Raw genomic sequence first — 18427 nt, 5'->3', positions numbered from 1 at the left:
TAGAAAATGAATACTTTAATTTGAGATAGGAGCAGATACATGAATAGTAAAATTGTTGTTTTAGCCGGAGATGGTATCGGACCAGAAATTATGGATAGCGGATTGAAGGTGTTAGCCGCCGTTGAGAAAAAGTGCCAAACTACTTTTGAGCTTGAAAAACTTCCTTTTGGAGGTGCTGGGATCGACGAAACAGGTGCTTCCCTTCCAGAAAAAACGCTATCTGCTTGTCAAACAGCAGATGCGATCCTACTTGGGGCAATTGGTGGGCCCAAATGGGAGAAAATGACAGACACACCGGAAAAAGGCTTGCTGGCTTTAAGAAAATCACTCAATTTGTTCGCAAACATTCGCCCAGTCTCAGTCTCTTCCGCCCTGCTGCATCTTTCACCATTGAGACCTGAAATTCTTGAAGGAACTGATTTGATCATTGTAAGAGAACTTAGCAGCGGCATTTATTTCGGTGAACCACGAGAATTGACTGATACTATGGCTTACGATACTGCCCGCTACCAGAAAGACGAGGTCGAGCGGATCGTCCATTCAGCTTTCAAAATTGCTCAAGGTCGTAGTAAGAAAGTGACTTCGGTAGATAAAGCGAATGTTCTTGCCTCCAGTAAATTATGGCGAGCAACAGCGGAGGAAGTCGCGAAAGAATATCCTGATTGCCAGCTAGAACATCAATATGTTGATTCGGCAGCAATGAAATTGATTCAAAATCCCAAAGCATTTGATGTGATCGTAACGGATAATCTTTTCGGTGACATCTTGAGCGATGAAGCTTCAGTATTACCAGGGTCATTAGGTGTATTGCCAAGTGCCAGTCACAGCAATGACGGCCCTTCGCTATATGAGCCGATTCACGGTTCGGCGCCCGACATCGCAGGAAAAGGGATTGCTAACCCGATCTCAATGATCTTATCCGTAGCCATGATGCTGCGCCAATCATTCCAGGAAGAACAAACTGCTGCAGCAATTGAAAAAGCCTGCGATACCGTTCTTTCTAATGGAATCTTTACACATGATTTAGGCGGACAAGCAACAACAGACGAGTTTACAGACGCCGTGATTCGAGAATTGGAGGAAAAATAACTATGGGAAAAACATTATTTGATAAACTTTGGGATCGACATGTCGTTCATGGCGAAGAAGGTTCTCCACAATTGCTTTACATTGACCTGCATTTGATCCATGAAGTCACCTCCCCTCAAGCCTTTGCGGGGATTCGTGAAGCTGGTCGAACTTTGCGTCATCCTGAGCGAACATTCGCTACGATGGATCACAATACACCGACAGTAGATATTTACAACTTCACCGATCTAGTTGCGAAAAAACAAATCGATACATTGAGAGAAAATTGTCAAGAATTTGGCGTTGAGCTTTGTGATAATGGTAGTGAACGTCAAGGGATCGTTCATATGGTTGGTCCCGAAACTGGGCTGACTCAGCCAGGTAAAACAATTGTCTGCGGGGATTCACATACAGCAACTCATGGTGCTTTCGGTGCCCTAGCTTTTGGTATCGGAACCAGCGAAGTGGAACATGTTTTTGCTACCCAGACGCTTTGGCAAAACAAACCGAAAAATATGGGGATCAAAGTCACTGGTAAACTACCAAAGGGCGTTTATGCAAAAGACATTATCTTGGCGTTGATCGCGAAATATGGAACGGATTTCGGTGTCGGTTACGGTGCAGAATTTTGCGGAGAAACGATTGAAAACCTTTCTATGGAAGAACGCATGACGATCTGCAACATGGCAATTGAGGGCGGCGCAAAGATTGGTATCATCGCCCCAGATGACAAAACGTTTGAATATGTGGCAGGACGCGAGTATGCTCCGAAAAACATGGAAGCCGCAATCAATGACTGGAAAGAGCTCTACACTGACAAAGATGCTCAATACGACAAGGTGCTGACGCTTGATGCCAGCGAACTTGTTCCTTTTGTAACTTGGGGAACGAATCCCGAGATGGGCGTACCATTCGATGGGACTTTCCCGGCAGCCACCTCAGCTGATTTGCAAAAAGCTTACGATTATATGGACCTTAAACCAGGCCAAACACCATCAGATATTCCAATCGGATATGTCTTCATCGGTTCCTGTACCAACGGACGTCTATCCGATTTGCAGGAAGCCGCGAAAATCGTCGAAGGTAAAAAGGTTCATGACAATGTTACTGCCATCGTCGTCCCCGGTTCAAGACCCGTTCGCAAAGCCGCTGAAAAGATCGGCTTGGATAAAATTTTCGTCGAAGCAGGGTTTGAATGGCGTGAACCTGGGTGCTCAATGTGTTTGGGTATGAACCCTGACCGTGTACCAGCAGGAGTTCATTGTGCATCTACATCCAATCGAAATTTCCAAGGACGCCAGGGCAAAGACGCTCGTACCCACCTTTGTAGTCCGGTAATGGCAGCACTAGCGGCCATTCATGGAAACTTCGTCGATAGCCGCAAGGAGGTCATCTAATGGAAAAATTTACGATTTATACAGGAAAAACAGTTCCTCTAATGAACGATAATATTGATACGGATCAAATTATTCCAAAAGGCTTTTTAAAACAAGTCGATAAGGCCGGTTTCGGCAAACATCTTTTTGATGAATGGCGTTTTTTGGAAGACGGTTCACCAAATCCTGAGTTCATTTTAAATGCACCAAAACGAAAAGAGGCAACAATCTTAATCTCTGGCGAAAACTTTGGTTCTGGTTCATCGCGTGAACATGCAGCCTGGGCTATTCAAGATTACGGCTTCAAAGCGGTGATTGCCGGCAGCTATAGTGACATCTTTTATATGAACGCATTGAAAAATGGTCTGTTGCCGATCAAGCTGGATAAGGACGTCCGCGAGATTCTCAGCCAGATTCCTGCCGATCAAACAATTACGATTGATCTGCCAAAACAAGAGGTGCAAACATCCGAGTCTTGCTATGCCTTTCAAATCGACCCAACTTGGAAAGAGAAATTAGTCAACGGTCTAGATGATATCAGCATCACCATGCAATATGAAGATAAGATCACAGCTTACGAAGAAAAAATGCCGACTTATTAATAGTAAAGAAAATCGCGTTAAAACTTTCTGTTTAGAAAGCTTCGACGCGATTTTCTTTTCACTTATTAATTCACCACTTGCTCTTGTACATATTGCGCATATAGTGGATGGCTGGCGATTAATTCACTATGAGTGCCATGACCGGTCACTTCACCTTTTTCAATAAAGTAAATATGATCGGCATCTACAATCGTAGATAGACGGTGAGCGATAACTAGTGTGGTTCGCCCTTCCATCAGTTGGTCCAACGCACGTTGAACTTTTTCTTCTGATTGTGAATCCAAACTGGCTGTTGCTTCATCCAACATTAAGATTTTTGGATCACGTAAGAAAGCACGAGCAATGGCGATCCGTTGTTTTTGTCCGCCGGATAATTTCACACCGCGTTCTCCTAGTTCTGTTTCCAATTGTTCTGGAAAATCACGAACAAATTGATCCGCGTAAGCCAATTCCAAACCATGCCACAATTCTTCTTCCGTCAATGTCCGATCGAGACCATATTGTAGGTTCTCACGAATACTTCCAGCAAAAACGGCACTATCTTGCGAAACATAACCGATTTGTGAACGCCAATTTGTTAAGCTGAGATCATCAATTTTTTCATCTCCTATTTTGACCGCACCATCTGTTGGTTGATAAAAACGTTCCAACAAGGCAAAGATCGTAGATTTTCCACCACCGCTTGGCCCAGCAAAGGCAATCACCGTATTTGGTTTGGCTTCAAAGGAAACATTTTTCAAAATTGGGCGATCCGCTACATAATGGAAAGAAAGATTCTCCGCTTTGATTGTCTTACCTGCCACATCAACTGCTTTGCCTGTTTCGATAGGTTCCAACTCGGTTTTCAAGATTTGTTCGATTCGTTCTGTCGCCCCCATCGCTTTTTGCACTTGCGAGAAGAACATCGCGAAGCTGGCTGCCGGCATCATGATGTTAAACAGATACAATAGAAAAGCAACTAATTGTCCACTAGTTAATGTACCCGCTTGGACACGAACGGCGCCGTAGCCTAAGATTCCCACGAATAAACCTAACATGACTGTTGTGATGATGGGCTGCAGCATTGCTTCAACCTTCGCATCTTTAATTCCTAAATTGAAGATCTTATTGATGAATGAACCGCCGCTATTTTTTTCAAATTCTTCTCCATTACTAGACTTAATCAAACGAATCTCCGATAATTTTTCGCTAGCCTCAGCATTGAAGTCAGCCGTTGCGGCCTGTAATTGACGACCTAAACGAGACATGACCCGACCGATCGGCATCATGATCAAGGCCATGATGGGTACTGCTAAGAACATCATTGCTGCCATTTTCCAATCCATGACAAATAGGATGATCATTGATCCTACAAGTTGGATCGCTCCAGTAATAAAGTTTGGAAATTGGGTGGCTACTAAATCTTTGATGACCGTCGTGTCATTGACTAATCGTGAACTGCTTTCACCAGATTTATGATCGTCGTAATAACCAACAGGCATTTGTAATAAATGGCCCCACAATTTTTCTCGCAATGTTTTGACGGCACTTTCACCGACATAACGTAATAAGAAACTGCCGATCGCCCCGAATGCCAATTGGGCCACAAAGGCCAAAACTAAAACAATCAGCATCGTCTTATCGATCTGTGCCAATTTGCTTGTATCGATCAAGCCCTTGGTTAATTGAGGTACGATCAAACTAGCCCCACTTGTTAATAGGCTTAAAAACAAACCAATCGCAAAGAGTGTTTTCTTTGGATTGACACTCATGATCAATCGTAAAAAATCCTTCAATTTATAGTTGCTTTTCTTTTTATCGCCTTTTGTTGTTTGTTCAGGCGCCATACTCATATCCCGATCCATACTTGTTACCTCCTAATTCGTGGTAATGAGAGTTACTCCAATGAAAAACTCACCACTTCTAACTGTTAAAAATCTTCCCACTCTGTATCGTCTGAATCTTTTGACTTATCCGGTCCATCACAAAAATTGGGATTGCCCCAGAAATTTTGGCGAAAATCATGATTAAAATTACGCGAAAAATCTCGTGAGGCATTTCGCATCTCTCGTCTCATTTGATTGCGTAGACGATGCTGTTCTTCTCGTGAGAGATTTTGCCAATCCTCTTGCCAATTTTCTGCGAACTTCTCACGCATCGCTTGCATCTGTCGCAAACGATCCATTGGGTCAACAAAACGTCCTGCTTGATTTTGAAATTCTTCTTGCCACCCGGCAGAAATTTTTTGCATATACTCACTGAAGTTTTCTTGTTCTTCTTTGGTTAACCCTGCAAAGAATGCCTCACTCATATCCTCACTGACGTAGCTGAATTTTTGCGCTTTTTGTTTTCCTTTTTCGGTTAAAAAAACTCGCTTGATTCGTTTATCGTTTTCTTCTTCTTTTCGTAGTACATCTCCGCTTTTTTCCATCTTTTTCATTAATTCAGCTAATGAACTTGGACGGATATCTAAAATCTCAGCTAATTGACTTTGAATCAGCCCATCTTCTTTTGCTAAAATCGCTATTACACGTTGCTGACCGTTCAGCTTTTGTCTCTTGCTCATGAACGCATTGCTGGCAGAACTGATAAAACGTAATTGTCGCATCAAGTCTTTTGTAAACTCACTCATATTAAAATCCCCTTCTTTCATCATAAAAGTTCGGTACCGAACTTTATTTCGTTTGTTATTATAGTTCGGTACCGAACTGTTGTCAATAACTTTGCTAATTTTTTTATTCTCTCAATCAAATAAAAAAAGAACCTAGTGATATTCACTAGGTTCCTGTTACTAATTAATGCTTATGCTGTTCCTCTTTTACCGGACAGCCACTGTCGCAATCCTCACATGAGCTGCCGTTTTTAACGCGTCGATAAATGATCACTCCAGCACCGCCGAAGATCAAGATACTTAATACTATAGTTGCCATTCTTTCACCTCTTTGATCTCTTCGATCGTAATGGACGGTGTTTGTTTAGCTGGTCTTCTCACGATGAAGTAAACCATCGCTGCAAGTACTAATGCAGCTAAAATCAACCCAATCCCAATTGCTCCACCTTCAAACATCACATGACCAAATTGATAGACGATAAAGCTCACGGCATAAGCGAGTCCGCATTGATAACCGATCGCCCGCCACGTCCACTTGATATCACCCATTTCACGATGAATCGCTCCAATCGCTGCAAAGCATGGGGCACAAAGCAGATTAAAGACTAAGAATGAATAGCCGGCAATTGGTGTATATGCTGCTTGCAGAGATTTCCAGATTTCTACACCATTTTCCGCAACTTCAGCATGGCGATATAAAATCCCGAAAGTCCCGATGACGTTTTCTTTAGCAACTAAGCCAGTAATAGCTGCGACTGCTCCGCGCCAATCACCCCAGCCTAATGGTGCAAATAGTGGAGCAATCAAACCGCCCAATGCAGCTAAGATACTATCATTTTCATTAACAGCTTGCAGTGAAAAGTTGTAGCTGGAAATAAACCAGATAATGATACTAGAAACAAAGATGATCGTTCCAGCACGTTTAACAAATGCCTTACTGTGATCATACGTATATCGAAGGGTATTGCCGATTCTCGGCATATGATACAACGGAAGCTCCATGATAAACGGTGCTGGATCGCCAGAAAATAGCTTAGTTTTCTTCAAAGCGATTCCTGATAAAACGATTGCCCCCATTCCAACAAAGTAGGCTGACGGTGCTACCCAGCTGCTATTAGGAAAGAAAGCACCGGCAATCAAAGCTATGATCGGTAGTTTCGCAGAACAGGGCATAAAGGTCGTCAACATGGCAGTCATGCGGCGATCCTTCTCATTCTCGATCGTTCGACTAGCCATTACTCCCGGCACGCCACAGCCTGTCGCAATCAACATCGGAATGAAGGATTTTCCAGACAAGCCAAACTTACGGAAGATTCGATCCATGACAAAGGCGATCCGAGACATATAACCGCAGTCCTCCAACAGAGCTAAACATAAGAAAAGCACCATCAATTGTGGTAGAAAGCCTAAAACAGCCCCGACTCCGGCAATGATTCCATCCAAAATCAAGCTTTGCATCCAATCAGCAACATTCCATGATTGCAGGATTGAGCTGACAAAATTTGGTACGATATCACCGAATAAATTCTCATTCACCCAATCCGTTCCCATCGCGCCAACTGTTTGAATCGCAATATAATAGATCAGCCACATCACCAATGCGAAAATCGGCAACGCCAAGAAGCGATTTGTAACAATCCGGTCAATCTTATCTGAGATCGATAATTTGAATTGATCTTCATCAACGACGCATAATGCTTTCAAATCAGTAATAAAATTGTAACGCTCATTGATTACTAAACTTTCCGCATCTTCGCCGAAAATTTTCTCTGTGATCTTAATGATTTCCTGCAGATCTTTTTGTTGAATTGGACTCAGATCTAAATCATTTTGTGCCCGCTCATCCCGTTCGAACAACTTCAGACTGTACCAGCGGCTATATTTAGCGACTACCGTACTTCCTAAAACTCCTTCGATTTCGTTAAGTGCGGCTTCCAGACGATTATCATAATGAGGAAAATTGACCTCCTCCACGCCTTTTTTTACTAGATGCAGGGCTTCGCTGATTGCTTTATCCAAGCCCCAATTTTTTAACGCGCTGATTCCCACGACCGGCACACCCAAAGCATAGGAAAGCTTGTCTAAGTTGATTTGCTTGCCACTTTTCTTGATGATATCCATCATATTTACAGCAACCACCACAGGAATACCTGTCTCGATCAACTGTGTCGTCAAATATAGATTCCGTTCTAGGTTGGTTCCATCAATAATATTAACGATGGCGTCAGGTGTACCCGATAGTAAATAATCTCGTGCCACCACTTCTTCTGGAGAATAAGGTGATAATGAATAGATACCTGGCAGATCATCGATGATTACTTCTGAATCCTTCTTATAGATACCTTCTTTCCGTTCAACCGTTACACCCGGCCAGTTTCCCACAAACTGATTGGTCCCCGTCAAAACATTGAAAGTACTCGTTTTCCCGCTGTTGGGATTTCCTGCTAGAGCAATATGCGTCTTCACCATCTATTCTGCCTCCTTCGATACGACCACCATCTCTGATTCGTTTTTTCGTAAACTCAGCTCATACCCACGAACCCGCAGCTCGATCGGATCTCCTAATGGAGCCAGCTTCACTACTTTTACCGCGGTTCCCTTTGTCAATCCCATATCCATCAAGCGGCGTTTGATCGAACCACTGCCATGAACATTAACAACGACACCCTCTTCGCCTGCGCTTAATTGATCTAAAGAGACCCAAGTTTCCTGATCTTCTGTTAGTTCCTTCACAAGTATTTTATTTAATAAAGACTGGGATAAAGCCAGTCGTGTATTGTGCAGCAAAATGATTCCGTTATCGCCAGAATGGTTCACGACGGCAACTTTTGAACCGACAATCATTCCCAAATCCTGTAAGCGGTGCTTCAAATCATTTTCTAAAGTCATTTCTTCAACCTGAACGACATGGTTCAATGAGACATCTGCCAAAGTTGTCATTTTTTCCTCCACCTTACGATTCAATTTCTATATCTAATTAATAATGAGAATCTTTCTCACTAAGAATAGCTTCATTTGATAGCAAAGTCAATAAATGGTCGAAGATTTTATGCTTTTTCTGAGCAATTTGTTTGACAATAATTGATTTATTTGTTTCGAATCCTAGTTTTTCGTTATTAAAAAAACTTATTTCCCGTAAAAAAACATCTCATAAAGGTTTTTTTTATTCTGTAAAGGGATTATTCTTTGCAACCGCCTGTTTTCAAGGTTTTTGCAAAAAACACAAAGAGTAGTATACCACTATTTCTTCACCACAATATATGGTGTTTAACGATTGACTTTTTCCCTACATCTTTTATACTAGTAATTGTAGAAATCAAGGGAGGCAGTCTTATGGTTAAAGTATATTCTAAAAACAATTGTATGCAGTGCAAGATGACAAAACGTTATTTAACTGAGAATCAAATTTCATTCGAAGAGGTCAACATCGACAATGAGCCCGAAGCTCTAGGTTTTCTAAAAGATCAAGGTTTCCAAAGTGTCCCAGTTATTTTCGGCGGACAACAAGCCATCATCGGTTTCCGTCCAGATCAATTGAAAGCATTAGCGTAATTCGAAACTTTGCGATCCACGATTGCAAAGTTTTCTTTTTTCTTACTACTATATATAGAAAGATGTGACGAGATGAGTTTGAAAGACCTAGGTGAAGTATCCTACTTCAAGTTAAACAATGAAATCAACCGTCCAGTAAACGGACAGATACCACTAAATAAAGATAAAGAAGCCCTAGCCGCTTTTTTCAAAGAAAATGTTGAACCAAATACCCATACATTTTCTTCGGTAAAAGAAAAAATCAACTATTTAATAGAAGAAGAATTTTTAGAAGCAGAGTTTCTAGCGAAATATTCTCCTGCTTTTATTGAAAAACTCTTCAATTATTTAGCTGACCAGAACTTTACCTTCAAATCATTTATGGCGGCGTATAAGTTTTACTCTCAATACGCGTTGAAGAGTAATGACGGAACAGAATACTTGGAAAGCTATGAAGATCGCGTGGCTTTTAACGCCTTGTATTTTGCAAATGGCGATGAAAAATTAGCCTTGTCGTTAGCTGACGAAATGATCCATCAACGTTACCAACCGGCTACCCCATCCTTTTTAAATGCTGGACGCAAACGTCGTGGTGAATTGGTTTCTTGTTTCTTGATCCAAGTAACCGATGATATGAACAGTATTGGTCGTTCTATTAATTCCGCTTTGCAATTATCACGTATCGGCGGCGGTGTTGGGATCAATCTATCCAACCTGCGTGAAGCTGGCGCACCAATTAAAGGCTATGATGGTGCCGCAAGTGGTGTCGTCCCTGTCATGAAATTATTCGAAGACAGTTTCTCTTATTCTAACCAATTAGGTCAACGTCAAGGGGCTGGAGTTGTTTATTTAGACGTTTTCCATCCAGATATTGAAATGTTCTTATCTGCGAAAAAAGAAAATGCTGATGAAAAAATTCGCGTGAAGACTCTTTCACTTGGTGTGACTGTACCGGATAAATTTTACGAATTGGCTCGTAAAAATGAAGATATGTATTTGTTCAGTCCTTACGGTGTTGAACGTGAGTATGGTGTGCCTTATTCTTATGTGGATATTACAAAAGAATACGACAACTTAGTCGCAAATCCAAACATTCGCAAGAAAAAAATTCGCGCACGTGATTTAGAAAATGAAATTTCTAAATTGCAACAGGAATCTGGTTACCCATACATCATCAACATCGATACAGCAAATCGTGCCAATCCAATTGATGGAAAAATTGTCATGAGTAATTTGTGTTCAGAAATTTTACAGGTGCAAACACCTTCTACTATCAATGGACGTCAAGAGTATGATGTTCTAGGTACTGATATTTCATGTAACCTTGGTTCAACCAATATCGTTAACTTGATGGAAAGTCCCGACTTTGGTCAATCTGTTCGGACAATGGTGCGTGCATTAACTTTTGTTACCGATGAATCAGATATTGAGGTCGTTCCTTCAATCCAAAATGGAAACAAGCTGAATCATACGATTGGGTTAGGCGCGATGGGCTTGCACAGCTTCTTTGCGAAACATTTAATGGAATATGGTTCAGAAGAATCAATCGACTTTACTAATATCTATTTCACGTTGCTCAACTATTGGACATTGATGGAAAGTAATGAATTGGCAAAAGAACGTAAGACGGTCTTCCATAATTTTGAAAAATCAGCATATGCTGACGGTTCATATTTCGATAAATATACTACTGGTGACTTTGTACCTAAAACAGATAAGGTCAAAGAAATCTTCAAGGATATCTTTGTACCAACTGCTGAAGACTGGCAAGCATTAAAAGAGGCAGTCAAAAAAGATGGTCTGTATCACCAAAACCGTTTGGCTGTTGCGCCAAATGGCTCGATCTCATATATCAATGATACTAGCGCAAGCTTACACCCGATCACTCGTTTGATTGAAGAACGTCAAGAAAAGAAAATCGGTAAGATCTATTACCCAGCACCTTACTTAAATAACGAAACCTTGCCTTACTATACTTCTGCCTATGACATGGATATGCGTAAAGTGATCGATGTTTACGCGACTGCGCAACAACACATCGATCAAGGAATGAGTTTGACCTTGTTTATGCGTTCAGAAATCCCTGAGGGCTTGTATGAATGGAAAACAGAGAGCAAACAAACGACGCGTGATTTGAACATTTTACGTAACTACGCTTTCTACAAAGGCTGTAAATCAATCTATTACGTACGTACCTTCACTGATGATGCCGAAGAGATCGGTTCAAATCAATGTGAAAGCTGTGTAATCTAATGATCGCTACCTCTCGCACTTCGGTACGAGAGGTACTGTTATGCATAAAATAACTATTTTAGGGGGAATATCCATGGCAGAAACTTACTATGAAGCCATTAACTGGAATGAGATCGAAGACGTCATCGATAAATCGACGTGGGAAAAATTAACAGAACAATTTTGGTTGGATACACGGATTCCGTTGTCTAATGACTTAGACGACTGGCGTAAACTGTCTGATTTAGAGAAAAAAACAGTGGGTTACGTTTTCGGGGGCCTAACCTTACTTGATACCGTTCAGTCAGAAAGTGGAATGGACCAGCTGCGGAAAGATGTCCGTACGCCTCATGAAGAAGCCGTATTGAACAATATCCAATTCATGGAATCTGTTCACGCGAAAAGCTATTCATCGATTTTCAGTACCTTGAATACGAAAACGGAGATCAATGAAATCTTTGAATGGACCAACACGAACCAATACCTACAAAAGAAAGCCGAACGAATCAACGAAATCTATAAAAACGGCACACCATTGGAAAAGAAAATCGCCAGTGTCTTTCTTGAGACCTTCCTATTCTATTCTGGTTTCTATACGCCGCTTTATTATTTAGGTAATAACAAACTAGCGAACGTCGCTGAAATCATTAAATTGATCATTCGTGACGAATCGGTTCACGGAACCTATATCGGCTATAAATTCCAACGTGGCTTCAATGAACAGACGGAAGAAGAACAAGAACGTTTGAAGGAATGGATGTATGATTTATTGTATGAATTGTACGAAAACGAAGAACGTTATACTGAAGAACTGTATGATGAGATCGGTTGGACAGAAGAAGTTAAAACCTTCTTACGCTATAATGCCAATAAAGCACTGATGAATCTTGGCATGGATCCGCTTTTCCCAGATACGGCAGATGATGTGAATCCGATCGTGATGAACGGGATCTCAACTGGAACAAGCAACCATGATTTCTTCTCACAAGTCGGTAATGGCTACTTGCTTGGTCAAGTAGAGGCCATGAATGATGATGATTATTTGATAGGCTTGGAATAAAATAGAGTTGCCAGCAATTTTTTGCCGGCAACTCTATTTTTTATTCTGACGCTTGAATTCGTTTGATAACTGTCTCTTTATTGACGATCGTAGTAGTCGCATAAGTTAGAATCAGCTGGACGACGACTACCAGCACTATCATCAGTAAGACTTGGATTATTGGGTATTGATATACTTTGATCTGCATTAGTGAATTACTCTCAGCATACAAGTAGACCAAGTAACCTATGATACTGCCCAAGCCGCCTGCTAGTAAAATAATTCCACCTGCATAAACTAAGCCTTCTGTCCTCAACATTTTCTTCATTTGACGATCAGACATCCCGATGGCTTGCATAACACCTAATTCTTTTTTTCGACTCAAGATACTATCAATGGTGGTATTGATTAAGTTCATGATGCCGACGATTGCTAGAACCAACATAATCGCATAGCCTGCGCCAGTCATCATTTGCATTGCACCTTTCCACTGTGCCAAAACTTCCGCATAACTTTCTAATTTGAAGAACTCGCTTGTTTCGGCTATCTTTTCGATTTCGGGCTTAATTGCTGCTGCTTTCCCTTTGACAGCCTTAATATTCACGTAATAGGATAAATTGTTTTTCGATAGTTTCTTAACTGCCTCATTACTCATCAAGAAATTATCATAGTTGCTGATAGAATCCACGAAATCTCCACCGGCGATGACCGTCATCTCTTTTTCATAAGTGCGATCCCCATCAAAAATGATAAATGTCAGCTTATCACCCATTTTGATTTCCGGGTAATTTCTCAATAAGTAGCCGGTCATGATCACTTTATTGCCAGAGTTTAGTTCATCATAAGTAGCGCTGCCTTTTTCAATCCCTCTTTGAACTAAGTCCATTTGATCTTTCGAAATTCCACCTAGTGACATTCTCAGCGGCTTATTGGACCCTTGTTCCTTAAATCCCTTTACTTCTCCACCAATCGAATGAAATGCTTCAACTTTTTCAACACCTGGAATAGATTTGATTTGATTAACCATCTTGCTGTCTAATGGATTATTTTGTTGAATCGCTGTCCAGGCACGTTCTGGGCGCATTTTATCACCACTAAACGATTCGATACTCATGCGATAATCTTCTGCGATTGAATCACGTGCAATCTGTTGCGGATTCATGCAGCTAAAGACGGTTGAGATAACTACGAATAGAATTCCGATCATGCCTAATGAAAAGATGGTAATCAATGTTCTCTTTTTATTTCTTGAAAGATTAGCTTTTGCTAAACGTCGTAGATTTAGATCAATGAATCCTTTGCGCTGTTTTTTCTTGCCTTCAGTTTGTCCAGTGTATCGCATGGCCTCGACTGGCATGATTTTGCTCGCCTGACGCATTGGTTTTAGAGATGCCAGAATAACGGTCAATAAAGTAATTCCAATCGTCATTCCGACAATCCAAGGAAGAACCAATGAAACTTCCCCACTATCAACGACCTGCCTCATCACTTCTATTGGCGTATTTTCATTCTCGATCGTGGACATAATCTGGAAGAATACCAATTTTACAGTAGCAATTCCAATCAAAAGCCCAATTGGAATCGAAATTCCTGCTACGATTAAGTTTTCCCGCAAAATAATTTGCCGCGTTTGCCGTTTAGTTGCTCCTAGTGCCGCCAATTTCCCAAATTCTTGCACCTTATTGATCAACGAGACATAGTAGATGCTGTAAATCGTCAAAGCTCCTGCTACCAAAATGATTCCAACAATGATTGCCATTCCAGAATAAAAGGCGGGGTCAATATAATTGGCCATTATATAATCGTTATTCTCAACAATATTGTCTTCGATTACATCAAAATTCTTTCCGATTTTCTTCACTTGATCTTTAATTGCATCAGTAGTAGTTGATACTTCATCTGTTAAGCGCACCATCATACGATAACCACGCTGGTCTTTTGGAATCACGGCCTTCATGAAATCTTCTGAAACCAGCATTGAGTAAACTTTTTTATCACTTTGTCCTTTACCATCAGGAGAGAATCCGGTTAAACGGAAGGTCTTTTCCTGTTGCAGTCCCATTCCATCTGCTTCATAAAGCTGCACTGGGATTTTGATTGTATCTCCAATTTTTGCATTCGGATAACCAAGTGCTTTTAGGGCATTTCGGGAAAGAACCGCGTCATTGTCTTCTTTTGGAGCATGGCCTTCTGTAAATGTTTGTTTGGCTAGCTTCTGAGCACCACTGTCTAAGTAGCTCATCAAAATAAAGTCATCTTTATTCAGAACCGATTCTCCAACATCTTGACGTAACCCATACTCTCCTATACTTTTATGCTGAGCAATTTTTTCCATATTCTCTTCAGAAACATCTCGATACATCGCATGCCATGTTGGATACATCTTATTGACAGCTGCATTCTGTACATTTACTACCCCGAGACCTATCGAAGTGATCAAGAAAACTAACACACTGGTTAAAATAATCGCGATTCCAGAAAGCAGGTTTTTTCCTTTATGATACTTCGTGTTGGCTATAGCCACCGTATTAGTCATCTTCATTTAAATCACCCGCCCATCTTCAATGTGAACAATATGATCAGCTGTTTGCGCAATCCCTTCATCGTGAGTAATCATGATTAGTGTTTGTCCAAATTTTTCAACGGATCGTTTAAGTAATGACATGACTTCTAATTCAGTTTTCGTATCCAAATTTCCTGTTGGCTCATCTGCTAGAATAATTGCAGGTTCTGAGGCGATTGCGCGAGCGATTGCTACACGTTGCTGTTGACCTCCTGAAAGCATGCTTGGCAGTGATTTTTTCCGATCGCTCAAACCGATTGTTGTTAATAGATCTTCGACAAATGCGGTATTGACCTTACGATTGTCTAAACCAATCGGTAAGACAACATTTTCCCAAACATTCAACGATGGGATCAAATTGTAATTCTGGAAAATGAACCCAATTTTTTGCCGACGGAAAACAGCTAATTGCTCGTCCTTCATGCGGAAAACATTTTTACCGTCAATAATGACTTGTCCTGAATCTGGACGATCCAGACCGCCGATTAAATTTAATAATGTACTTTTCCCTGAACCCGATTTACCAACTACTGCAACAAAGTCGCCTTTCTCTACTTCCAAATCGATATGGTCTACTGCCTTTACGATTGAATTCCCGTCATCATAATGTTTTACTAAATCCCTAATTGTTAAAATCATTTTTGTCTCCCTCTTTCCTTGTCTCATTTCTATACTCTTAGTATAAAAAAGAACCCTTGCAGGATTCTTTCAGCGAACATAACAAATTTGTAAGAAAAGGCGATAGGTTCTATGAACTTGTTTCGCTTTTGAGCAATAAGATACGTCCGTAAATCCAGACAAGGATTTATGGTAACGGCAGAGTCAATTGAAAGTTTGCTCCTCGTGGATGGTGTCGCTTCATCATAACTGTTCCGCCCTGTCCTTCAATGATTTTCCGTGTCAAATAAAGTCCTACCCCTGAGCCTTCTACTGATTCGCTGTTCATGCCGCGATAAAAACGCTGGTAGATTTTATTTTGCTCATCTTTGGCAATTCCCGGACCTTCATCTTTGATTTCCACTAGCACATACGTTACTAGCGACGAAGCCTGAAGTGTTACCACCGTTTGCTTCGGCGAGTATTTGATGGCATTTTCTAACACATTCCCTAACGCTTCCAAGGTCCATTTCTCATCAACCAATACAAAGGTATCCTCTGTCAAATCAACCTCCAGCTCGATTTCCTTTTCAACTGCTTTCATAATCACGCTATTGACAGCTTTATTGACCAATTGCTGCAGGGAAAGCTTTTGCGGCTGCAATTGGATCAGATCTGTTTCTAATTGCGATATCTTAGCTAAACCGTCCAGCATCAAGTCGAGCTTATTAATCTGAACCTCTGCTTGTTCAGCAAAGTTTTTCCGCTGATGTTCTTCATATTGATCCGAAAGCGCAATATCCAAACTTAACTTCAATGAAGCGACCGGCGTCTTTAATTGATGGGTGATATCCGTAATACTGGATTTTAAATTTCCTTCTTCCTTTAAACTTCGTTGCAGCATTAACTCATTATGTTCAGTCGTTTCTTGATATTCCTTCGTCAGCTCATCTAGATTTTTCTCAATCTTCCATTTCGCTCGAAACTGCCAAAAGAAAAGCAACGAAAGCAGGAGCCAACAAATCGAGAAGAGTCGCAGATTTCTAATGAAGAAAGCACGTAGAAGAATCGGATGATTCATGTTATCCACCAAATCGTATTTTTCCTCCAACGTTTTCCCCTCGGTCACTAACTCAGAGGTTTTCTGCTTTTCAAAGACTTCAATCAATGTTGCTTCGGAAAATGATGCTTCCGTATTCAGCAGCGCCAGTGTTGCTTGGCGATCTTGTTCTAGCTCTGAATACATTTTGATGTTCTGCGAAATAAACAGCAAAAAGCTGCTTATGGAGATCAACACATAAAGCAGAATTATTTTTTTTGAACGTCGTTGATCCATAAATACCCCACTCCTCGGACAGTTTTGATTCGTTCCTTGCCAACTTTTTGTCGCAAACGACTGATATTGACCGATACGGTATTCGTATCGACGAAATCCCCTTTTGTATCCCAGATCTGATCCAGTAATTGATCTGAAGACAAGATCTGTTTCGGATTTTCCATAAACAGGATCAATAATTGAATCTCTGTCTTGCTTAGAGGTAGAAGCTCTCCTTGCAGCTTGACTTTCATTTCAGTCAATGACACCGACAATTCACCGGAAACCAACTCTTGACCTTGATTCCGAACCACCCGCTTCATCATCGCTTGTACTTTCGATACAAGAACCATTAAACTAAATGGCTTCGTCATATAATCATCCGCTCCATGCACATAGCCCGTCACGATATCGTGTTCCTGATTGTAGGATGTCAGCATCAAAATCAAGACATTCGACTGCTCCCGAATTTTCTGACAAAAATCCAAGCCGCTGCCATCTGGCAAAGAAAGATCGCTGATGATTAAGTCGATCTCATTTTGCTGAAAAGCCCGTTCTGCTGAAGCAATATCTAAACATGCCGCGACTTCATATCCTTCTCGAGTCAGGCATAATTGAATTCCATTATTCAAATTTGAATCATCTTCTAACAACAGAATTTTCCCCATTTTTTCCTCCTAAATGATCACGTATTCCATTTCACTAACACTACCTCTAACTCTATCAATGAACAGATGCTCTGACAATACGAGTTTAAACAAAAAAAGAAGATAAAATCATCGCAAAATGATTTTATCTTCCTATTTATACATTGATCATGCGAAGTTTGGTGATGTTCTTATACATCGAGAGGTCCTCAATCACGTCAGTATAATTCATGCCCCGCGGCAAATCGATCGTGTAGACATTCGTATAAATACGATAGTCATCCATGAAATCCACATCGAAATCGACATCTTCTACTTCAATTTTTTTACTCTCAAAATAGTTCATGATGAATTCTTTGGTCGCCTCACGATGAATATAGCGAATCTCCAGCTTCTTAATAGCATTGATCTTGATGATCCGCTTCACCACTGTCAATGCTAAAATAATCCCGACAAAACTACAAATGGCGATCGTATAATAGCCCATGCCGATGGCGATCCCTAAACCTGCACCAGCCCAGATCGATGCCGCTGTGGTCAAGCCCTTTACTGATCGGTTACTGACCATGATCGTTCCAGCGCCAAGAAAACCAATCCCACTGACGACCTGCGCAATCAACCTTGCTTCATCTGCTCGGACAACACCGACAAATTCTGGTTTTGCCGCGGCATAGCGCAATGCTTGATCCGCAATCTCAACTTGGATCAAAGCAATGATCGTCGCGCCCATACAGACCAAGATATGAGTCCGAATACCCGCTGGTCGATTTTTATATTCTCGTTCAATCCCGATGGCGCCACCCATGATCATGGCTAAAAATAAGCGCAACATAATTTCATAAACAGATAATTTCAAATCCATATGTG

General features: G+C 41.0%; 16 protein-coding genes. 6 read left to right on the top strand and 10 right to left on the bottom strand.

Annotation, left to right across the window (positions count from 1 at the left end; all coding sequences use genetic code 11):
• Positions 1-39: 39 nt before the first annotated feature.
• The 3 genes from leuB to leuD are packed head-to-tail and all read left to right on the top strand — an operon-like array spanning position 40 to position 3046.
• Positions 40-1089 carry a 3-isopropylmalate dehydrogenase gene (leuB, locus tag E6139_RS17680; protein ID WP_316404762.1) on the top strand — a complete coding sequence of 350 codons (1050 nt, stop codon included), beginning with the start codon at positions 40-42 and terminating at the stop codon, positions 1087-1089.
• 2 nt (positions 1090-1091) lie between these two features.
• The gene (leuC, locus tag E6139_RS17675) at positions 1092-2465 is read left to right on the top strand and encodes a 3-isopropylmalate dehydratase large subunit (protein ID WP_316404761.1); all 1374 of its coding nucleotides are present in this window, start codon (positions 1092-1094) and stop codon (positions 2463-2465) included.
• The gene (leuD, locus tag E6139_RS17670; protein ID WP_316404760.1) at positions 2465-3046 is read left to right on the top strand and encodes a 3-isopropylmalate dehydratase small subunit; all 582 of its coding nucleotides are present in this window, start codon (positions 2465-2467) and stop codon (positions 3044-3046) included. The genes leuC and leuD overlap by 1 nt, the downstream gene beginning before the upstream one ends.
• Positions 3047-3111: 65 nt before the next feature.
• Here leuD and E6139_RS17665 read toward each other — a convergent pair whose 3' ends face one another.
• The 5 genes from E6139_RS17665 to E6139_RS17645 all read right to left on the bottom strand — a co-directional run bounded on the left by E6139_RS17665 (position 3112) and on the right by E6139_RS17645 (position 8576).
• Complete coding sequence (locus E6139_RS17665; protein WP_316404758.1) at positions 3112-4890, bottom strand: ABC transporter ATP-binding protein; 1779 nt, start codon at positions 4888-4890, stop codon at positions 3112-3114.
• Positions 4891-4955: 65 nt separating this feature from the next.
• The gene (locus tag E6139_RS17660) at positions 4956-5657 is read right to left on the bottom strand and encodes a MarR family winged helix-turn-helix transcriptional regulator (RefSeq protein WP_316404757.1); all 702 of its coding nucleotides are present in this window, start codon (positions 5655-5657) and stop codon (positions 4956-4958) included.
• 163 nt (positions 5658-5820) lie between these two features.
• Positions 5821-5955 carry a FeoB-associated Cys-rich membrane protein gene (locus E6139_RS17655; protein ID WP_316404756.1) on the bottom strand — a complete coding sequence of 45 codons (135 nt, stop codon included), beginning with the start codon at positions 5953-5955 and terminating at the stop codon, positions 5821-5823.
• On the bottom strand, positions 5943-8105 hold the full coding sequence (gene feoB / locus E6139_RS17650; protein WP_316404755.1) for a ferrous iron transport protein B: 2163 nt from the start codon (positions 8103-8105) through the stop codon (positions 5943-5945). The genes E6139_RS17655 and feoB overlap by 13 nt, the downstream gene beginning before the upstream one ends.
• Positions 8106-8576 (bottom strand): ferrous iron transport protein A, encoded by a 471-nt coding sequence (locus tag E6139_RS17645; protein WP_316404753.1) that lies wholly within the window; start codon positions 8574-8576, stop codon positions 8106-8108.
• A 393-nt stretch (positions 8577-8969) separates the two neighbouring features.
• Here E6139_RS17645 and nrdH point away from each other — a divergent pair, with 393 nt between their 5' ends.
• From nrdH to nrdF, 3 genes are all read left to right on the top strand, one after another.
• Complete coding sequence (gene nrdH, locus E6139_RS17640; RefSeq protein ID WP_010745735.1) at positions 8970-9188, top strand: glutaredoxin-like protein NrdH; 219 nt, start codon at positions 8970-8972, stop codon at positions 9186-9188.
• 72 nt (positions 9189-9260) lie between these two features.
• Positions 9261-11420: a class 1b ribonucleoside-diphosphate reductase subunit alpha gene (gene nrdE, locus E6139_RS17635; protein ID WP_316404750.1), complete on the top strand. Its 2160-nt coding sequence runs from the start codon at positions 9261-9263 to the stop codon at positions 11418-11420.
• 73 nt (positions 11421-11493) lie between these two features.
• On the top strand, positions 11494-12459 hold the full coding sequence (nrdF, locus tag E6139_RS17630) for a class 1b ribonucleoside-diphosphate reductase subunit beta (RefSeq protein WP_216409904.1): 966 nt from the start codon (positions 11494-11496) through the stop codon (positions 12457-12459).
• A 40-nt stretch (positions 12460-12499) separates the two neighbouring features.
• On the opposite strand, the gene E6139_RS17625 is transcribed toward nrdF, so the two are convergent.
• The 5 genes from E6139_RS17625 to E6139_RS17605 form a co-directional block, all read right to left on the bottom strand.
• Entirely contained in the window at positions 12500-14980 is a 2481-nt protein-coding gene (locus E6139_RS17625; protein WP_316404748.1) for an ABC transporter permease, read from the bottom strand.
• Positions 14981-15640, bottom strand: a complete 660-nt coding sequence (locus E6139_RS17620; RefSeq protein ID WP_316404746.1) for an ABC transporter ATP-binding protein — start codon at positions 15638-15640, stop codon at positions 14981-14983. It lies immediately after the preceding gene.
• Positions 15641-15806: 166 nt separating this feature from the next.
• Complete coding sequence (locus tag E6139_RS17615) at positions 15807-16934, bottom strand: HAMP domain-containing sensor histidine kinase (protein WP_316404744.1); 1128 nt, start codon at positions 16932-16934, stop codon at positions 15807-15809.
• A complete protein-coding gene (locus E6139_RS17610; RefSeq protein ID WP_316404742.1) occupies positions 16907-17581 on the bottom strand; it encodes a response regulator transcription factor in 675 nt (224 codons plus the stop codon). Before E6139_RS17610 ends, E6139_RS17615 begins: the two co-directional genes overlap by 28 nt.
• Before the next feature lie 136 nt (positions 17582-17717).
• Positions 17718-18422, bottom strand: a complete 705-nt coding sequence (locus E6139_RS17605) for an MgtC/SapB family protein (RefSeq protein ID WP_216409909.1) — start codon at positions 18420-18422, stop codon at positions 17718-17720.
• Between the last annotated feature and the right edge of the window lie 5 nt (positions 18423-18427).

The sequence above is a fragment of the Enterococcus sp. genome (assembly GCF_032555305.1).
In the GTDB taxonomy this organism is placed as follows: Bacteria; Bacillota; Bacilli; order Lactobacillales; family Enterococcaceae; genus Enterococcus_A.
Note: the sequence above shows the minus strand (reverse complement) of the source record. Positions and strands in the feature narration are given on the sequence as shown.

Bases quoted from the DNA above. Each gene is read 5' to 3' on its own strand.
- nrdF (WP_216409904.1), top strand. From the start codon at position 11,494: ATGGCAGAAACTTACTATGAAGCCATTAACTGGAATGAGATCGAAGAC.
- E6139_RS17665 (WP_316404758.1), bottom strand. From the start codon at position 4,890: ATGGATCGGGATATGAGTATGGCGCCTGAACAAACAACAAAAGGCGAT.
- E6139_RS17605 (WP_216409909.1), bottom strand. From the start codon at position 18,422: ATGGATTTGAAATTATCTGTTTATGAAATTATGTTGCGCTTATTTTTA.
- feoB (WP_316404755.1), bottom strand. From the start codon at position 8,105: ATGGTGAAGACGCATATTGCTCTAGCAGGAAATCCCAACAGCGGGAAA.
- E6139_RS17615 (WP_316404744.1), bottom strand. From the start codon at position 16,934: ATGGATCAACGACGTTCAAAAAAAATAATTCTGCTTTATGTGTTGATC.
- leuD (WP_316404760.1), top strand. From the start codon at position 2,465: ATGGAAAAATTTACGATTTATACAGGAAAAACAGTTCCTCTAATGAAC.
- E6139_RS17625 (WP_316404748.1), bottom strand. From the start codon at position 14,980: ATGAAGATGACTAATACGGTGGCTATAGCCAACACGAAGTATCATAAA.
- E6139_RS17660 (WP_316404757.1), bottom strand. From the start codon at position 5,657: ATGAGTGAGTTTACAAAAGACTTGATGCGACAATTACGTTTTATCAGT.
- leuC (WP_316404761.1), top strand. From the start codon at position 1,092: ATGGGAAAAACATTATTTGATAAACTTTGGGATCGACATGTCGTTCAT.
- E6139_RS17645 (WP_316404753.1), bottom strand. From the start codon at position 8,576: ATGACAACTTTGGCAGATGTCTCATTGAACCATGTCGTTCAGGTTGAA.
- nrdE (WP_316404750.1), top strand. From the start codon at position 9,261: ATGAGTTTGAAAGACCTAGGTGAAGTATCCTACTTCAAGTTAAACAAT.
- leuB (WP_316404762.1), top strand. From the start codon at position 40: ATGAATAGTAAAATTGTTGTTTTAGCCGGAGATGGTATCGGACCAGAA.
- E6139_RS17655 (WP_316404756.1), bottom strand. From the start codon at position 5,955: ATGGCAACTATAGTATTAAGTATCTTGATCTTCGGCGGTGCTGGAGTG.
- nrdH (WP_010745735.1), top strand. From the start codon at position 8,970: ATGGTTAAAGTATATTCTAAAAACAATTGTATGCAGTGCAAGATGACA.
- E6139_RS17610 (WP_316404742.1), bottom strand. From the start codon at position 17,581: ATGGGGAAAATTCTGTTGTTAGAAGATGATTCAAATTTGAATAATGGA.
- E6139_RS17620 (WP_316404746.1), bottom strand. From the start codon at position 15,640: ATGATTTTAACAATTAGGGATTTAGTAAAACATTATGATGACGGGAAT.